Consider the following 17,089-nt stretch of genomic DNA (forward strand, 5'->3'; position numbering starts at 1 on the left):
GTCGGTGATGCCGAAATTCGCGGGCGGCCAGGGGGTGCGGGGGGTTAGGGGGTGGGGACTGCGAGGTGGGGGGTTGGGTGGGTTGAGGGGGAGCGGAGGCGGACGGGGACGCGGTCGTAGCCGCGTAGGACGGCCAGGCCGCGCAGCTCGGGGTCGCCGTCGAGGGCGAGGTCGGGGAAGCGTTCGAACAGCTTGCGCAGGCCGATGGTGCCTTCGAGCCGGGCCAGGCGGGCGCCGAGGCAGGTGTGGATGCCTTGGCCGAAAGCGATGTGTTCACGCACTCTTTCGCGGCCGATATCGAATGTCGCCGGTTCGGTGAAGCGTTCGGGATCGCGGTTGGCGCCGCCGAGCAGCAGCATCACCACCTCGCCCGCACGGATCCGGTGACCGGCGACCTCGACGTCCTCGTGCGCGGTGCGCATGGTCATCTGTGCGGGGCTTTCGATGCGCAGGATCTCCTCCACCGCGCTGGCCCACTGCTCCGGGTCTGCCTGGAGTTTGGCGAGTTGGCCGGGATTGCGCAGCAGCAGCACGATACCGCTGCCGAGCATGTTCATCGCCGTCTCGAACCCGGCGCCCATGATGATCGATGCGGTGGCCATCAGTTCGTGCTGCGCCAGCCCGCTGGTCGCCACTACGTGTCCGAAGATGCTGGGGCCCGGCTGGATTCGCAGCCGGTCGACGTGGTCGCTGAAGTACTGCTGCGCGTCGGTGAGGCCCTCGATGCCGGTGCGGTAGCCCTCGTGCCGCACCCCGATATCGAACAGCGGCGCCCCGCTGTTGCCCCATTCGAGCAGCTTCGGATGATCCTGCTCGGGGACGCCGAGCAGGTGCGCGATGATCGCGACCGGCAGCTTGGCCGCGAAATCGGCGATCAGGTCGGCGTGCGAGCGCGGTTCCAGCTCGTCGAGCAGTTGATCGGCCACCACGCCGATGCGATCGGTCATGTCCCGCATGGCGGCGGCGGTGAAGGCGGCGACGACGGGACGGCGCAACCGGCTGTGATCCGGTGGGTCCAGGGCGATCAGCGCGGGCGGATCGGTGGGGTTGGGCAGGTCCCCTCCGGTGTGCTCCAGCATCCAGCGCACCGGCTTCGGCATGCTCATGTGGCTGGGCTTGGTAGCCCCGAATCGACTGTCCCGCATGATGGTCCGGCAGACCTCGAGGTCGACGGTGAGGTTGAGCAGCGGGGTCGGCACGATCCGGCCGGCGGCGCGGATTCGTTCCATGTCCGGGTAGGGGTCGATGCCACGGCCCGGCCCGACCAGCAGAGTGGCGAACGGGTCGCCGCGGCGCGCCATCATCCGCAGCATGACGCCCGCCGCACCGTGCAGCACCAGCCAGCGAACCCAGATCTTGCTGCGCCGTGTGGTTTTCGAGATGTTCATCAGTGTCCTTTCGCTGCGAGCTCAGTTCGCCAGGAACAGGTTGCCGATGGCCATCAACACCGCACCGGTCCAGGCCAGCCGGCGACCGAGTAGCCGGCCGACGAGCGGATTGCGCTTGATCGCGCCGAGCCGGAACTGGACGAACCGCAGCGCGAACACCGGGCACAGCAGCAAGCCGAAGGCGAGCGGCAACTCGTCGACGGCGATCAGCGCGAACACCACGATGATGTCGGCGACCGCGAGCACACCGAGCAGGTTGATGTAGGTGCGTTCGCCGGTCATGGTGGCCACGTTGATCCGGCCGACGCCGCGATCGGTTTCGATATCGCGCAGGTTGGAGTACCAGGACACCATCATCAGCCAGAACGCGAACAGGCCGCCCTCGATCATGCTGCGCGTGGTGACACCGCCGGTCAGTGCCCAGAACGGCACGAAGACCAGCTGCATCGTGAACAGGAACAGCACCAGTTCCTGAAAACCGATGTGGCTCAACTTCAATCCGTAGGAGTACTGCACCGAGATGCACGCGCCGACGACGGCGAGCACGATCAACCACAGCGGATGGTAGGGGGCGATGAGCAGCCCCACCACGAGCAGGGCCAGCCCGGACAGCAGGCAGATCCAGGAGAACCGCAGCGCCTGCGGCAGCCGTAGTTCCCCGGTTACCAAGGGTTTCCAGTGCGCGCGCCGCAGGGCGCTCGGGTTGTCGCGATAGTTCTTGGCGTCGCTGCCGTCCCGGAAGCCGGTGATGTCGTCGAACGCGATGAGCGCGCAGTGCACCAGGAAGTATCCGACGATGATCACCCCGAACGCGGCCCAGGTGCGCCCTTCGCGCACGACCGCGGCGGGCAGCAACGTCGCCACCATCGGATAGGCGAGGTTGTAGTCGAGGAAATAGAGATTGGCGAGCCGCCCGTACGCTCGCACAGACTTAACGGGTGTCATGACATCTACCACGACTGGTAGTCCAATCTTGTTGTGTTGCAAGGTTCGACGCGGCGCTCGGCGGCGGACGGCAGAACTTCGGCGCCCGCGTCGCGAGCGCCGTCGTTGTCTGGCGTCGAAGCTCTGGCGGCGCTAGATGATCTGGATCCGCTGCATGTGCCGGGCGGTCGAGCCGAGGAATCGGTTGCGGCCGTGCAGCAGTGCGTGGTTCTCGGCGACCACGATGTCGCCGGTCTGCCAGGCGTGGTCGTAGCAGTAGCGCGGGTCGTGCAACCGGTCGCGCAGGTCGTCCATCACCCGTACCGCGTCGTCGGCGCCGAGCCCTTCGACGGTGAGGAACAACGGGTTCCGGTACCGGGCCGGGTCGAGCGGCTCGGCATAGCGGATGGTCGTCTCACCGGTGGTCGGGTGGGTGTCGAGCAGCGGCTGGGTCATGGTGCCGCCGTAGTGGGCGAGCCGGTCGGTGCGGTAGGTCACCGAGGTGCGGGCCCACAGCTCGCGCAGTTCTTCGGGCGCTTCGCGGTAGACCTGGGTCGAATCGCAGAACACCGTTTCCCCGCCCGCGCCGGGCGCACAACCCTGCACGCACTGGAACAGGAAGAAGCGCGGGGCCCGTTCCGACCAGGCGCCGTCCCAGTGGAACGGGACGTCCCCCGAGTCGAACAGGTAGTTCTGCGGGTTCTCCTGGACGACCAGGTCGAGGATGGTGCCGAACTCCCACTGGACCAGCTCGCCCGCGGCCATGCAGTAGGCCTCCAGGTCGGTCTTGTCGAGCAGGTCGAAGCCGCGCAGCACCAGGACCTTGGCCGCGAGGGTGGTCGCCAGCAACTGATCGATCGGCACGTCGGCCAGCGTGCGCCCGCCCGCGTGCGCGGTCACCACGCGCCCGAACGGCGCCAGGTCGGTGCCGTCGAGCAGGGTCTGCTGAAGTTGGTCGCTCACAACTCTCCTCCGGAAATTACCAGTGCTGATGCGGTGTGGTCATCGACCGGTTCGTCGATGACGAAATGACTCGGCCTGCTGTTGCGCCACACCAGGCGCCCGCCCAATTCCTCTGCGCGCGCCCGCTTCACGAGGACGTGGCGAACACCGTCGTCGAGCACGACGCCGTGCCACGGGGTGAGCCAGCCGTCGACGGTGCGCAGCAGGTGGAAGCCGATCTTGCTGCTGTGGTGGTCCTGCGGATGGATGGACAGGCGTACGGCGGCGGGGAAGACCTCGCCGACGAGGCGGCTCCAGGCCTGGCTGCGCTGCACCACCTCGTAGGCGGTCTGCTTGGCCTGGTTACGCCTGCGCGTGGCACTGAGCTCGGCGTAGAGCACCGCGTCGTCCTCGGTGACGAAGCGGTGGATGCCGTTGAACATGCGCCGCGCGGCGGGGTCGGTGCGCACCGACTCCCTGATCTCGGCGATGGACTCGGAGTACTCGGCGAGCAGCCGCGCCCGGCGCTCGTCCCAGGACAGGTCCGGCATCGCGTCGCGCAGCCCGTACAGGCCGATCGCGCCACCGCCGATGGACCGGATCATCCGCATCAGTTCGTGCCCGTAGTCGTCGATGTGCTCGTCGGGGATGCCGAGCACATCGCTGAACACGTGCCCGTCCGAACAGACCGTCACTACCGCACCGGGCTTGTACACCGCCGAGACCTGTTCGCAGAAGCCCTGTACGGATTCGAGCGCGATTTGCTCGCCCAGGTCCGGCAGCCGCCCGATGGTCTTGCGGCGGTTGCGCGATTTCGCCGGGAAGGCGGGAATGACGAAGTGGATCGGCTTGTTCGCCGCGATGAACTGGCCGACCGTTTCCAGGTGCGGCGCAAAACAATCGGGGCACGGCTTCGTCGCGCAGGGATCGGCGGGTTCGGCGGTGCGGCGCCGGCGAAAGACAATTCGCAGAATCCGTTCGGCGACAGCGTGGTCGGCGGGCGAGAGGGTGGTCTCGCGCAGGGCACCGGCGGCGGTAGTGGTGGTCATTACCCTTCCTTTCCGGAAGTGGTCGCGGCGGCAGCGGGCACGCCGAGTGGCTCGCGCCATCGCCGCGGCAGTAAGTCGGAGGTCAGCATCGGCCACTGCGCCGGGTCGGCGGGCAGGGTGGCCAGCTCGGCCAGTTGCAGTCGGCTCCACGGCGAGATCTGCAGCGCCTCGGTGCGCACCAGCGCGTTGAAGCCGGACCAGTCGATCCAGGCGTAGTCGTCCACCTCTGCGGGGTTCGGGACCGGGTCGCCGTCCACGAAAGCCACGAAGACGGGGCAGATTTCGTTCTCGACGATGCCGTCGTCCATGACGGCTCGATAGCGGAAGTCCGGCAGTGCCATCCCCCAGTGCCGAGGTGTCAGGCCGAGCTCGTCGGACAGCCTGCGCAGCATGGCGTCGGCCATCTTCTCGCCGGGCTGCGGGTGACCGCAGCAGGAGTTCGTCCAGACGCCCGGCCAGGTGCGCTTCGTAGTGGCGCGGCGAGTGACCAGGAAATGACCCTGCGGCCCGAATACATAACAGGAGAATGCCAGGTGCAACGGCGTTTGGTGGTCGTGAATCGAGGCTTTATCCGCTGACCCGAGCGGAATACCGGATTCATCGACCAGTATTACATATTCCATGAAAAACTCTCATATCATGATATCGACGGCATTATCTGCACGTCTTTTCGAGACCTCCCGGTACCGAAGATACCGCACCCCCCAGGTGGGCGCAATCACATACAACTAAAGCGGCAGGGTGCGAGATGACAAATTATCGATTTGACATATTCTCGAGTCGGCAAAGGCGGAGCTGACAAATTATCCGAGCCGGTCGCGTGACGGACGTAACAACCTATCGGACCTGACAAACTATGTCGCGGATTGTGGGGATTCGTCGGCGTGCGAGACTGCGGTGATGGCCGGTCGATAGCCGCGAGATAGTCTAGATATGCTGTGCGACAACTGGTTACGGTAAGGCTGGGCGATGATCACGCAGTGCGTCCAATGGCAGGTTACTGCTACGGAAGGAGCATTGCGATCGCTGTCCCGGTCTGTAGCATTCTGTCTGTTCACGGCGAGGTTGCGTTGCGTTCGGCAAGTTGATCAGGTGGGCACGAAAGTCAGCGTGGCGTCGTCGATCGTCTCATTCGAGCGAAATCAGGAGAGTCGTGGCACAGGACCTCGAGTACGCGCATATCGACCGGTCGACGCCACCCGATGGCGACCCGGTAACCGTCGATCCGCGCCGTTGGATCACGTTCGCGATCGTGCTGGCGGCCGGCTTCATGGATTTGCTGGATGTCACGATCGTCAATGTCGCGGTGCCGAGTATCCAGGGCGACCTCCGCGCGCAGTATTCGCAGATCGAATGGATTGTCGCGGCCTATGTGCTCGCCTTCGCGGCGACGCTCATCACCGGCGGGCGACTCGGTGACCTGTACGGGCGCAAGCGCGTCTTCCTCATCGGCATGGCCTGCTTCACGCTGGCCTCCGCGGCGTGCGGCCTGAGTTCCGGACCCACCGCGCTGATCGTCTCGCGCTTCCTGCAGGGTGCGGCGGCCGGTCTGATGGTGCCGCAGATCCTCGCCATCCTGCGGATCACCTTCCCGGTCAAGGAACGGGCCAAGGCGATCGCGGTCTACAGCGGCGTGTGCGGGTCGGCTACGGCGGTCGGGCTCGCGCTCGGCGCGCTGCTGGTGGAATGGAATCTGTTCGATCTGAGCTGGCGGCCGATCTTCCTGGTGAACATTCCCTTCGGCATCGCGACGGTGATCGCGGGCGCGCTGGTGATGAAGGAATCGCGCTCCGCGGCCGCGTCGCGGCTGGACCCGGTGGGCGTCGTCTTGATCGTCGCCGCGATCCTGCTGCTCACCTACCCGCTCACCGAGGGACGCCGATTGGGTTGGCCCGCTTGGACTTTCGCCATGATCGCGGCCTCGGTGGCGGCGTTGCTGGTGTTCATCGGGTACGAGCGCAGGCGCCGCGTCACCGTCGGTTCACCCCTGATCGACCTGAGCCTGTTCCGGCTGCGGCCTTTCGCGCTCGGCCTGACGAGCTGGCTGCTGTTCTGGATCTGTTTCGGCGGGTTCTTCCTGGTGTGGACGCTGGTGATGCAGGTGGGCCTGGGCTGGTCGCCGATGCGGGCCGGACTCACCTCGCTGTTCTTCGCGGTGGCCACCGGTGTCGGGGCGGCCGCCTCGGCCGGGGTGCTCGCGCCGCGCTTCGGCCGGAAGGTCCTGATCGCGGGCGGCGTGGTCACCGGACTCGGCCTCGGGCTCTACGGCTGGTTCGTCGCCCACTACGGCCCGGATACCACGCCGTGGCACATGATGACGCCGCTGCTCGTGATCGGCCTCGGCTTCGGCCTGGTGGTGGCGCCGACCATCGATCTCGTGCTCAGCCAGGTGCGGACCGAGGACGCCGGGGCGGCCTCCGGCCTGCTCAACACCGGACAGCAACTCGGCATCGCGCTCGGTGTCGCGCTGGTCGGCATCGTGTTCTTCAATCAGCTGGACCACGATTCCGCGCGCGGCGTCGACGAGACGACGGCGTCGATCCGCACCGAACTCACCGCGGCCGGTCTGCCCGCACCCGCACAGGAACAGATCCTCGCGAATTTCCGGTCCTGCGTACAGGATCGGTCGGCGCAGGTGGACCCGTCCGAGGTGCCGCACAGCTGTCAGCAGAACGGGCCGGCCGACGAGGTGGTCACGCGGGTGCTGACCGACGCGGGGGCGCACGCCAACGCGATCAACTTCGCGCACACCTTCCGCTACACCCTCGCCTACGGCATCGGCATCATGATCCTCATATCCCTGGGGTTCTTCGCACTGCCGCGCACCGCCAAGCTCTGAGGGGACGGCGGCGGCGCCGCCCGAACGCGAGCAAGGGGCTCGAGATGAAGTACGCGCCGCGGCGGGCGCCGGTGTTGCTGCATCGCACCGAGGAACTCGCCGAACTGGCCGGGCTGCTGGCCGATCGACGGGTCCGCTTGCTCGCGCTCACCGGCACCGCCGGTGTCGGGAAGAGCAGTCTGGCTCGGGCCGCCCTGCGGGCCGGGGCTCTTCACGAATACCGGGTCGTGCCGGTGGATCTCGCGTCGGCGGCCGACCGGCCGGTCGCGCTGGCCTGCGTATTGGATCAGCTGTGCGGACCGGGGCCGGACCGCCCGAGCGAGCCTGCCGAACTGCTCAGGAGTATCGCGGGCGCGCTGGCCCCCGGTCCGGCTGTGCTGCTGCTGGACAATTGTGACCCTGTCGCAGCGGCGATTTCGTGCGATATCGCGCAGCTGCTCGACCGGTCGCCGAGGCTGCGGATCGTGGTGACCACCCGCGTGCCGCTGGGCCTGCGCAATGAATGTGTGTTGTGTGTGTCCGCGCTGCCGGCCGGGACGCCGACCGCGCAGGGCGGCTTCTCGCCTGCGGCCCAGCTCCTGCTCAGCAGTATCGACGGCGACTACGGCGAGACCGACGCGCTTACCGAACAGACTGTGCTGGAGGATATTTCGCGCGCGGTGGGCGGCGTGCCATTGGCCCTCGAGCTGGCGGCCGCCGACCTCGTGCAGGTCGGCGCGGCCGAGACGCTGCGCCGGATCGAGGCGGGCGGCGATCTGGTGTCCGCGCCGTCCGTGGACACGCCCGTGCGGCACCGCTCATTGTGCGCCGCCATCGACTGGGGCCTGACCGACCTCGATCCGGTGCTGCTCGAGCTATTGCTGCGGCTGGCGCAGTGCACCGACGCGGTGGACCGTGGCGCGGTGCTGTTGCTCGGTGGCCTGGACGGCGAGCTGACCACCGCCGGCCTGGCCGAGCTGGTGAATCGCAGCCTGCTGCACGGCAGGCTCGATGCGCAGGGCGACGTACGTTACGAACTCCCTGCGACAGTGCGGATCTGGTGCCGCCGGCGTCTGGCGGCCGACCCGGAGCTCGCGGCACGGCTGCGTGCCGAGCATCTCGATCGGCTGTGTCGGCTGGCCGAATCCCTCGGCCGTGGAATAGATCCCGCTCGGCCCGTGCCCGCCTGCGCCGACGTGCACGCCCGGGACTTTCTGACGGCGATCAGCGAACTGTGCCTCGCCGGTCGGGTGGACGAAGCCCTGCGCATCGCGGCAGATCTGCAGGACGTATGGATCCGGTGCGGCCATCTGGACGACGTGGAACGGCGGCTCTCGGCCGGTCTGGCCCAGAACCTACCCGGCGCGGCACGGTTGCGCGGGGTACGGTTGCTCGGCCGGTGGGCGTTGTCCGCGGGCCGGTTTCGGCACGCGGTCGCGTTACTGAGCGAGGCGGCGGGGCTGCGGCGGTTCGGCGAGCAGGCCGACACCGATGCCGATCCGCTCGAGCTCGCCCGCGCCGCGCTCACCCCGCTCGCGCCGGTGACCGCCGAGTGGGCCGAACTGCGGCAGCGGATTCAGCGGATCGCGCCGGCGGACGGCGGCCTCGCGGTGCGTAATGCCTTGGCGAGCAACAGACTCTGCACCGCTGATCGGGCGCTGTTGATCTATCGGGAGGTGCTCGAGCATCCCCAGGTGCACGGATACCCGCTCGAAGCGATCTGTGCCATCGAGGGTTGCGGCGCGGCCTACGCGCTGTGCGGTGCCGAGTACACGGCGGCAGGGGCGACCTTGGCGCTGGCCGGTGCCCGGCTGCGCGCCGATCACGGCATACCGGCGCTCGACACCGCCGGCGAGACCTTCGATTGGCCGGAGCGGTTGGGTCGGCGACTGTTCGCGGAAACCGTGCGGCTCGTGTCGACGATGAGCCTGGCGGCGGCGATCGACTACGCGCGGTCCGTGTGCTCCGAGCACGGCCGCTCGGCCCTCTACACGCTCACGCCACGCCAGCGGGAGATCGCCGAGTTGGTGGCGACCGGCAAGACGAACCGGATGATCGCCGGCGAGCTCGGATTGTCGGAGTGGACGGTCGTCAACCATCTGCGCCGGGTGATGGTCAAGCTCGGCTGTCCCTCGCGGCTGCATATCGCACTACTGGTGCAGCGCGGCGCGAAAACGGCGACGATCATCGGCCCGGGCAAGTGGATTGGCGAGAATCCGTAATTAATTGGCGATCCATCCGGTTCCGCGGCGCGGGATTGTCCGCTAGCGTTCGCGAGTGATCAACGCCCAGCTCGTCAGAACCGCACTGACCTGGGCGTTTTCGTGTGCTCGGACCCGGTGCCGGTACCCCGTCCCGGCACCGCACCGTCCCGATGTCAGATCTTTGTCAGACCTGAAACCCGGTACCTCTAATGGTGCGGTGTGGCTATGTCAAATCTTTGTCAAATGCGACGAGGGGAGCTATGCAGATTATGTCACCTGTGTAGAGTAATGAGCGTCGGACGCCGCACTCGCAAGTTGGTCTAACAATTTCCGGGCTGTCTGGAATCTCCGCGGTTCAAAGCAATATTGGGGAGCATTCGTATGTTCGAAGATTTTGAAGAGGCTGCCGAGCTGTGCAATATTCTGTTCTCTTCGTTGCCGCGTAAAGATCAACGTAGTCGAGCGGCGCAATATTTGAAAGGCCTGTTGGACTCGCCGGGCCGGAAATCCGTGCGGAATATCGCACGGTCACTCGACGGCACCGTCACCGATCAAAGCCTGCACCATTTCATCAGCGCCTCGAACTGGGACTGGACCCCGGTTCGCCTCGCGCTTGCCGAATACCTGTTCCGCAGGCAGGAGATCGAGTCGCTGGTGGTGCACTCGATGGCGATCAAGAAGTCGGGTCAGCATTCGGTAGGCGTCGAGCGGCGCTTCCTGCCTACGGCGGGCCGGGTGGTGAATGTGCAACAGGCGACCGCGATCTGGGCCCTGTCGCCGGAACTCAGCGCACCCGTCGACTGGCGCCTGCACCTGCCGCGCGGCTGGCTCGACGACCAGCATCGGCGCACGTCCGCGGCGATTCCGCCGGATCTGCTGCCACAGCTGCGCGAGGACCTGATCGTCGAGCTGTGCCTGCGACTGAAGCACGACTGGCGCCTGCCGGTGCGGCCGGTGGTGCTCGACGCCCGCGAACTCGATATCCGCGCGGTGGTGCCGCGGCTGCACGCGCACGGTATTCCGTCGCTGTCGCGCATCGATCATGCGACGAAATTGCATGTTGCCGATGAAATGCTGACCGGCCACCGCGCCGACTGCCTGATTCCGGCGGGCGACATCATGAAAGCCGCCAAGGGAAGCCGACGGCGCATGCTGTTGCCGTCGCACGGTGAGCTGCCGGGAAAATTGCGATCACCCCGGACCGCCGCGGTCACGGTCGGTTTCGCCCCGCGCACGCGCAATTCCGTCGGCGGGCCCGCCGCGGAACTGGCGCTGCTGGAAATGCCCGCGCAGACCGGCTCGGCCGCGCGGACACTGTGGCTGACCGATCTGCCGACCGAGCGGGCCGGCGAACTGGTCCGGCTGGCGGCGGCGCTGACCCGGGTCGAACGGGACAGCGCCGAGGTCGCCGACAAGGCCGGTGTCCGGGACTATTCCGGTCGCAGCTACGGCGGCTGGCATCGGCACGTGACGCTGGCCTCCGTGGCACACGCGCTGCTGATGCGGCTGGCGGCCGATCGGGAGCAGCTGGCGCCGATGGAGGCGGCCGGGTGATCACGACAGCGGCGCGCACACCGAGGTGAGAGTGGCGAAGGCCGCGGCCGCGGCCTGCCAGTCCGCGCCGCCCGCGCGGGCCGGGGAGACCGACACGACCGAGCCGCGGCCTTCGCGCATGGCGGAATGCCTGCGCGCGACGGTCGACAATCCTTGGCCGGGACCGGCTTCGACGCACACGATGCGCTCGTGCGATCCGATGAGCGCGTCGAGGGTGGGCCAGAAGCGCACGGTCGCCACGGGATGGTGGGCCCAGTACGCCGGATCGGCGATCGTCGCCTGGTCCAGTGGCTGGGTGGTGTAGCAGGAATAGACCGGGATGCGCGGCATCCGCGGCGTGAGCTTGACCAGGTATTCGAGACTGCCGGTGGCCGCGGGCAGCAGCAGCGGGCTGTGAAACGCGCTGAGCGACGGCACAGTTCGGCAGGTGCGCCCCGCCGCGCGCAACTCGGCGGACACCGTGGCGAGTGCGGTGTCGGATCCGGCCAGGATCGTCTGGCGGGGCGCGTTGATCGCCGCGAGCGCCACCTCCTGCGACAGGTACGGCTCGAGTTCGTCGACGGTCGCGGCCACCGCGAGCATGCCGCCCGCGGGCGCGGCGGCGATCCGGTGCACCCGGTCGAGCACCACCCCCGCGGCCTCGGGCAGCGACAGGATGTCGGTGTAGGCCGCCGCGGCCAGCTCGCCGATGCTGTGCCCGATGACCAGGTCGGGCGCGAAACCCCAGTTGGTCACCATCCGGGCCATGGCGTAGTCGATGGCGAACAGCAGTGGCTGGGCCCGCGTGACGTGGTCGATCGGCACGACGGGCGTCGCGGCCAGCCAATCGTCGCGCAGCGGTGCGCCTTCCGCGCCGAGGGCCGCGAAGACCTCGTCCATCGCCTTGGTGAATGTGGGCTCCTCCCGATATAGCCCGGCGGCCATGCGTGGGTATTGCGAACCTTGGCCGGGAAACATCATCGCCAGGGGCGGACTACTCATGGGAATTCCCCTCGGCAGCAGCCACCCACGAAGGGCGGCTGAGGATTTCGACGACGGCGCAAGACCAGCTGAACCCGGCGCCTACGCTGGCCAGCAGGCACAGGTCGCCCGGGCCGACCGCGCCCGTGCCGACCAGGTGGTCCAGACCGGCGATGGGATCGCCCGCGCCGAGATGACCGATGGTCCGGCTCCACGACCACGTAGTGCGCTCCGGATCGATGTCGAACTGGGACAGGAAGCCGGCCTTCACTCGCCGCCAGCCCATGTGTGGCAACGATATTCGCGCGATATCCGCAAGCTCGACACCCGCCGCGGCGAGCGCGCCGTGCAGCGCGGCCTTCTGGCCCGCGGCCACGCGCGCGGCACTGTACTGCCGGCCGCGCGCGGCGACGTATTCGCGCTTGTGTGCCTCGAGGTCGACCGGTGACGGAGTGGTCAGCGACGGCGCACCACAGGAATCGCCGCCGCGGTGCATCCCCTCCAGCTCCGGGTCCGAAACCGTGTGCAGCGCACGGAGAACGGCGAAACCGGAGCGCCGCGACACCAGCAGCGCTGTCCCGCCGTCGGCATAGACCGTGCCGGGATCGCTGCGCCAGCGGTCGAACTCGGGTGGGTTCATCCGATCACCGCTGGTGATGAGCACGCAATCCCGGTCGGCGGACGCCGAGAGATAGGCGCCCGCCAGTTCGAGTGCGGCCATGCCACCGTTCGAGACCTGTCGTATTTCCATTGCCGGGCACTGGTTTCCGACTGCGGCACGTTGAATGTACGACGCGGGCGACCACAGGTGGTGGCCCTGGAAGTAGAGGCTGGCGTGCAGGATCAGGTCGATCCGGTCGGGCCCGATACCGGTCCGGTCCAGCACCGCGGTAGCGGCGTTGGCGGCCATCTCGGGCCCGGATTCCTTCTCCGCCACGGTGACCGACGCCATGCCGGTCATCGTCGCCAGCTTCTCGTCACAGTCGCCCGCCGCCACGGCCTGGCCGGTCGACACGGTCGGAGGCAGCCAGGTGGCGCATCCGGCGATATAGAGCTCGCCGCTCATGCGTGTCTCCGGATGCTCATCGGGCGGTGCCCGCCACATCGAGTTCCTTGGCCAGCAGCGGTGGCAGGTGCTCGCTCACCAGCTCGATATTGCGCGCCACCAAATCGTCCGGCATGCCTGCGATATCGGCCCAGAAGATCAAGTGCCGCACCGGCAATCCCGCGATGCGCGCCTTGATCCGGACCGCGGCCTGCTCGGGCGTGAGGATCTCCAGGTGGCCCCAGGACCCGTCCAGCGGCCGGACGCGCAGGTCGTCCGGACCGAGCAGCGGCGGGGCCGGGCGGTCGGTGCCCTCGACGGAGGAGCTGCGGTAGGTGTTCTTCTGATGCGCCAGATAGGGCGTGACGCGGGCCCACGCCGCTTCCGGGTCGTCGGCCAGCAGAATCGGCACCAGGTCCGCGACCCGCGCCGACTCGGGATCGTGACCGCCCTCGACCAATCCCACCTGATAGTGCGCGAACATCTCGTGCGAGATGTGCATCAGGCCGATGCCGAGCCGGCCGGCCAGCCGCGCGCCGCGCGGGCGATAGAAGCCGCCCCACATCGGTACCGGCTGCTGCACGGGGCCCGGTGTGACACCGCCGGTCTCCCACAGGCGGCGGACCTCTTCGATGGTCGCGCCGGTGCGGGCGAACCGCTTGCTGAAATCGGCGTCGAACAACTGGTATTCGGGTACGCGATAGCCGGCGCCGAGGCCGAGTTCGAGCCGGCCGCCGCTGATCAGATCGACGACCGCGGCTTCCTCGGCGAGCTGCGCGGGCTTGCGCAGCGCCGGTAGCACGACGGCCGTGCCGATCCGGACCTGGCGGGTGCGCGCCGCCGCGGCGGCCGCGAAGGTCAGCGGCTGCGGCAGATAGCCGTCCTCGAAGAGGTGGTGCTCGGTGAACCAGATGCCACCGGCGCCCCGTCGGTCGGCCTCCTCACAGAACTCCAGGGTGCGTGCGTAGTGGTCGGCCCACGGCCGCTGCCACTGCCGGGGGTTGCGGAGATCGAAGACGAGTCCGACGTCCATGTGTGCTCCATTCTTCGGCGGTGCCACCGTGACTCACGCGAGTCACGGTGGCGTCGAGGCACCGGCTCAGCCGGCCGTCGATTCGGTGGTGACCCGCTCGGCCGCGCAGACCTCGATGGTCCGGCGCAGTGCGGTTTCCAGGGGTACGGTCGGCTGCCAGCCGGTGACGGCGCGGAAAGCCGAGGAGTCGATGGTGATGTGTACCAGATCGCCGGCCTCGGCATGGGCGGGCGGCGGCACCGAGACGACGGGGGCGCGGCTGCCGGTGTGCGCGGCGACCAGGTCCGCGATGGTGCCGAACAACTGCCCGAGCGGAATGCCGTGGCCGGAGCCGAGTACCCAGGCGCGCCCGGCGAGTTCGGCGGTGTGCTCGGTCGCGGCCACCAGCGCCCGGGCGATGTCCTCGACGTAGACCACGTCGCGCTTGACGGTGCCGTCGTGCCACATGGTGAGCGGGTCACCGGCCAGCGCGCGCCGGATCATCATCGAGACCACGCCTTTGTCCCGCGCGGTCGACTGGGGCCCGCTGCCGAAGACCGTCGGCAGGCGGACCGACACCGCCCGGTGCGGCCCCGCCGCCAGCGAGTCGAGCAGCAGCCGTTCGGCGCGTAGCTTCTGCCGGTCGTATTCGCCTGAGGGAGCGTCGATCTCGGTGCCGTCGATCACCTCGCCCGCGCCCTTGCCGACCTGGGAGACGGCACCGGCGAAGACCACGCCGACCGGGTCGGGGCGCTGCTCGAGCGCGGCGACCAGGTCGGCGACGATGCCGACGTTCACCCGCTCGGCGGCGTCGTCGCCCTCGGCGATCCGCCAGGTCGACGGGCCGTCGTTGATGTAGGCGACACAGTGCACGACGATGTCCGCGTCCGCGACCACGCGGGCCACCACACCGGGCGCGGTGAGGTCCGCGGTGCACACCTCGATGGTGGCGCGCGCGTCCGGCGGAATCGGTGCGGGATGCCGCGCGACGACGCGCAGCCGGATCGGGCGTGCGGCGAGTTCCCGCAGCACCGCCGAACCGACGAAGCCGGTGGCGCCGAGCAGGGTTACCAGAGGTGGTGTCAGTGCCACAGTTTCGCCTCCAGCTCGAGGCAGGTCGCGTAGTCGGGAAGCAGGCCACGGTCGCCCGCCTCCGCGAGAGTCAGTGCGGCGCGGTCTCTTTCGGACTGCTCCGGACGGGGGATCCGGGGGATCGGCAGTCCGATCTCCGGGTCCAGCGGGGAGATGGCCAATTCGTTGGCCGCCTCGTACCCCTCCGACATCACGTAGACCACGATCGAATCGTCCTGCTGCGAGAGGAACGCGTGGCCGACGCCCATCGGGATGAACAGCGCCTTGGCCGTGGCGCCGTCGCCGCCCAATTCCGTTTGGTCCCAACGGCCGAAGGTCGGTGAGCCGACGCGGAGATCGACCAGGTAGTCGGTGACGCGGCCGTGCGGGACGTACACGTACTTCGAGCGCCCCGGCGGGGTCGTCGTGTAGTGGATGCCGCGCAGTACGCCGCGAGCCGAGACGTTGTGGCTGATGTCGCGGACCGGGAACAGGCCGTGGCCGAGGGCCGCGTCGAACGCGTCGATCTGGAACGGGCTGGTGAAAAGTCCACGGCTGTCTCGATATACCGGCACGGAAAACTCCACCGCATCCTCGATGTCGAGCTTTCTGACCTCGACCGAGCTCATCACGCACCCGCCTTCGTCGCGGTGATCGCGGCGGCGATCCGGTCGATTACCGTGCTGGGAGCAGGCATGTTGTGCATCTCCTGGGCTACTTCGGTGCAAGCGTCGCGATGGCTCTCGGAGTCGAGCAGCTTGCCGAGCGACTGTTCGATGGTGCTCGCGCCGATCTCGCCGGCGTCGAGCCGCAGGGCCACGCCGCGGGTCACCGCGATCTGGGCGTTGGTATCGCTGTCGGTGCCGCGGTCGGGCAGCACCAGCTGGGGGACGCCGGCGTCCAGGGCCGCGTACATGCTGCCTGCGCCGCCGTGATGGACCACGGCCGCACAGGATTCCAGCACCGCGCGCAACGGCAGCCACGGCACCGGTCGCACGTACTCGGGCAGCGGGCCGGGCAAGGTGGCGTCGCCGGTCATCAGGATGATCTCGACGTCCAGCTCCGCGGCGCCCTTGATGATGTGCCGCAGCAGCGTGCCGTCGCCGTAGGTCGCGGTCAAGGAGCCGAGAGTGGCGGCGACCCGGCGGCGTCCGGTGCGCGGTGCGCGCACCCAGGCGGGGAGTTCCCCGCCGCCGTTGTAGGGCAGGTAGCGCATGCTCTCGATGCGGCTCGCGTAGGTCTGCGTCGGCGCGGGCGTGGTCCGATGATGGATGGCCTCGAGCGAGGGCGGGCTGACGTCGATCTCGATATCCGCCTCGACCGCCTCCGAGACGCCGAGATCGGTTGCGGCACTGTGCAGGTGGGCCAGCGCGGGGCCGTAGGTCGGCCACCGGGTGCCGAGACCGTGCACGATGGCGGTCGTGCCGGTCGCGCGCGCGGCCACCAGGCCGGCCACCGCCATCGGGGTGTACACCACGGCGTCGGCCTGCCATTCCCGGACGGCCTCGACCAACCCGCCGAGCATGAGATTGCCGGTCTCGCCGAACGCGGCCGCGAATTCCGCGTGCATCTGCGCGGGCGACATCGTCTCGGTCATGTCGGTCTCGCCGATGCGGCGCACGATCTCCTCGTACGGCCGGGCCGAGGCGCCGTCGTCCACGGCCAGCGCGTGCAACCCGGCCGCCACCGCGGCGGGCAGGGCCGGACCGGTGCAGGCCACGCGCACCTCGTGCCCAGCGGCGAGCGCCGCCTGCGCGAACGGCACCAGCGGCAACAGGTGCGATGTGCCGGGCAGGGTGGTGAGCAGGAATCGCATTGCGATCGGTACCTCCGGATATGTCGTGGTCTGGCCGGCAGCTGTCGCGAGCGCGTCCGGCGAATGAGCCGTCCGGCTGGATATTCAATAATTTCCAGTCCGCCGCTGAATAGGCAATACGGGGTTTTGCATATTTGTGTCAATTCTTGGTCAAATCCGAATCGTTGCTCGCCGGTCGGCGCCCGTGGCGAGTTGACAGTTCGCTGACACTCGGTGTTCTCGCAGTATTTCGGCGGTGCGAAGCGGAAACAAAAGTTTGACAATGTCCTGACCGATTCGAATCTTGTTTATTGTCGTTTCCTTCAA

Annotated in this window: 14 protein-coding genes; 3 read left to right on the forward strand and 11 right to left on the reverse strand. The window is 68.2% G+C overall.

Annotated elements, in window-relative coordinates:
• Positions 1-44 precede the first annotated feature (44 nt).
• The 5 genes from TY25_RS36725 to idi all read right to left on the reverse strand — a co-directional run bounded on the left by TY25_RS36725 (position 45) and on the right by idi (position 4,926).
• Positions 45-1,388, reverse strand: a complete 1,344-nt coding sequence (locus tag TY25_RS36725; protein WP_052383437.1) for a cytochrome P450 — start codon at positions 1,386-1,388, stop codon at positions 45-47.
• A gap of 21 nt (positions 1,389-1,409) precedes the next feature.
• Positions 1,410-2,333, reverse strand: a complete 924-nt coding sequence (locus TY25_RS36730) for a UbiA family prenyltransferase (RefSeq protein ID WP_081869343.1) — start codon at positions 2,331-2,333, stop codon at positions 1,410-1,412.
• 132 nt (positions 2,334-2,465) lie between these two features.
• Positions 2,466-3,275: a TauD/TfdA dioxygenase family protein gene (locus TY25_RS36735; protein WP_042264311.1), complete on the reverse strand. Its 810-nt coding sequence runs from the start codon at positions 3,273-3,275 to the stop codon at positions 2,466-2,468.
• The gene (locus TY25_RS36740) at positions 3,272-4,303 is read right to left on the reverse strand and encodes an L-tyrosine/L-tryptophan isonitrile synthase family protein (protein WP_052383438.1); all 1,032 of its coding nucleotides are present in this window, start codon (positions 4,301-4,303) and stop codon (positions 3,272-3,274) included. Before TY25_RS36740 ends, TY25_RS36735 begins: the two co-directional genes overlap by 4 nt.
• Positions 4,303-4,926, reverse strand: a complete 624-nt coding sequence (gene idi / locus TY25_RS36745) for an isopentenyl-diphosphate Delta-isomerase (RefSeq protein WP_042264313.1) — start codon at positions 4,924-4,926, stop codon at positions 4,303-4,305. The genes TY25_RS36740 and idi overlap by 1 nt, the downstream gene beginning before the upstream one ends.
• A 530-nt stretch (positions 4,927-5,456) precedes the next feature.
• On the opposite strand from idi, the gene TY25_RS36750 reads away from it, so the two are divergent.
• The 3 genes from TY25_RS36750 (at position 5,457) to TY25_RS36760 (ending at position 10,879) form a co-directional block, all read left to right on the forward strand.
• Positions 5,457-7,142, forward strand: coding sequence for an MFS transporter (locus TY25_RS36750; RefSeq protein WP_052383439.1), 1,686 nt, complete (start codon positions 5,457-5,459; stop codon positions 7,140-7,142).
• Between the two features lie 44 nt (positions 7,143-7,186).
• Positions 7,187-9,343, forward strand: coding sequence for a winged helix-turn-helix domain-containing protein (locus TY25_RS36755; RefSeq protein WP_042264314.1), 2,157 nt, complete (start codon positions 7,187-7,189; stop codon positions 9,341-9,343).
• Positions 9,344-9,706: 363 nt separating this feature from the next.
• Positions 9,707-10,879, forward strand: coding sequence for an IS701 family transposase (locus TY25_RS36760; RefSeq protein ID WP_042264318.1), 1,173 nt, complete (start codon positions 9,707-9,709; stop codon positions 10,877-10,879).
• Here the strand turns inward: TY25_RS36760 and TY25_RS36765 are convergent, their stop codons facing one another.
• From TY25_RS36765 to TY25_RS36790, 6 genes are all read right to left on the reverse strand, one after another.
• The gene (locus TY25_RS36765) at positions 10,880-11,860 is read right to left on the reverse strand and encodes an acyltransferase domain-containing protein (RefSeq protein WP_042264319.1); all 981 of its coding nucleotides are present in this window, start codon (positions 11,858-11,860) and stop codon (positions 10,880-10,882) included.
• Positions 11,853-12,905, reverse strand: coding sequence for a ketoacyl-ACP synthase III family protein (locus TY25_RS36770; RefSeq protein WP_042264816.1), 1,053 nt, complete (start codon positions 12,903-12,905; stop codon positions 11,853-11,855). The genes TY25_RS36765 and TY25_RS36770 overlap by 8 nt, the downstream gene beginning before the upstream one ends.
• Before the next feature lie 16 nt (positions 12,906-12,921).
• Positions 12,922-13,917: an LLM class flavin-dependent oxidoreductase gene (locus TY25_RS36775; RefSeq protein ID WP_042264321.1), complete on the reverse strand. Its 996-nt coding sequence runs from the start codon at positions 13,915-13,917 to the stop codon at positions 12,922-12,924.
• Positions 13,918-13,983: 66 nt separating this feature from the next.
• Entirely contained in the window at positions 13,984-14,988 is a 1,005-nt protein-coding gene (locus TY25_RS36780) for an NAD-dependent epimerase/dehydratase family protein (protein ID WP_042264324.1), read from the reverse strand.
• Complete coding sequence (locus TY25_RS36785; RefSeq protein WP_042264326.1) at positions 14,979-15,596, reverse strand: dTDP-4-dehydrorhamnose 3,5-epimerase family protein; 618 nt, start codon at positions 15,594-15,596, stop codon at positions 14,979-14,981. Before TY25_RS36785 ends, TY25_RS36780 begins: the two co-directional genes overlap by 10 nt.
• On the reverse strand, positions 15,596-16,783 hold the full coding sequence (locus tag TY25_RS36790) for a nucleotide disphospho-sugar-binding domain-containing protein (RefSeq protein WP_042264328.1): 1,188 nt from the start codon (positions 16,781-16,783) through the stop codon (positions 15,596-15,598). Before TY25_RS36790 ends, TY25_RS36785 begins: the two co-directional genes overlap by 1 nt.
• Between the last annotated feature and the right edge of the window lie 306 nt (positions 16,784-17,089).

It is taken from the genome of Nocardia brasiliensis NBRC 14402 (assembly GCF_000308475.2).
GTDB classification, from domain to species: Bacteria; Actinomycetota; Actinomycetes; order Mycobacteriales; family Mycobacteriaceae; genus Nocardia; species Nocardia brasiliensis.

Coding starts and splice junctions, on each gene's coding strand:
- idi (WP_042264313.1), bottom strand. CDS start 4,926: ATGGAATATGTAATACTGGTCGATGAATCCGGTATTCCGCTCGGGTCA.
- TY25_RS36775 (WP_042264321.1), bottom strand. CDS start 13,917: ATGGACGTCGGACTCGTCTTCGATCTCCGCAACCCCCGGCAGTGGCAG.
- TY25_RS36725 (WP_052383437.1), bottom strand. CDS start 1,388: ATGAACATCTCGAAAACCACACGGCGCAGCAAGATCTGGGTTCGCTGG.
- TY25_RS36740 (WP_052383438.1), bottom strand. CDS start 4,303: ATGACCACCACTACCGCCGCCGGTGCCCTGCGCGAGACCACCCTCTCG.
- TY25_RS36770 (WP_042264816.1), bottom strand. CDS start 12,905: ATGAGCGGCGAGCTCTATATCGCCGGATGCGCCACCTGGCTGCCTCCG.
- TY25_RS36755 (WP_042264314.1), top strand. CDS start 7,187: ATGAAGTACGCGCCGCGGCGGGCGCCGGTGTTGCTGCATCGCACCGAG.
- TY25_RS36790 (WP_042264328.1), bottom strand. CDS start 16,783: ATGCGATTCCTGCTCACCACCCTGCCCGGCACATCGCACCTGTTGCCG.
- TY25_RS36785 (WP_042264326.1), bottom strand. CDS start 15,596: ATGAGCTCGGTCGAGGTCAGAAAGCTCGACATCGAGGATGCGGTGGAG.
- TY25_RS36730 (WP_081869343.1), bottom strand. CDS start 2,333: ATGACACCCGTTAAGTCTGTGCGAGCGTACGGGCGGCTCGCCAATCTC.
- TY25_RS36760 (WP_042264318.1), top strand. CDS start 9,707: ATGTTCGAAGATTTTGAAGAGGCTGCCGAGCTGTGCAATATTCTGTTC.
- TY25_RS36765 (WP_042264319.1), bottom strand. CDS start 11,860: ATGAGTAGTCCGCCCCTGGCGATGATGTTTCCCGGCCAAGGTTCGCAA.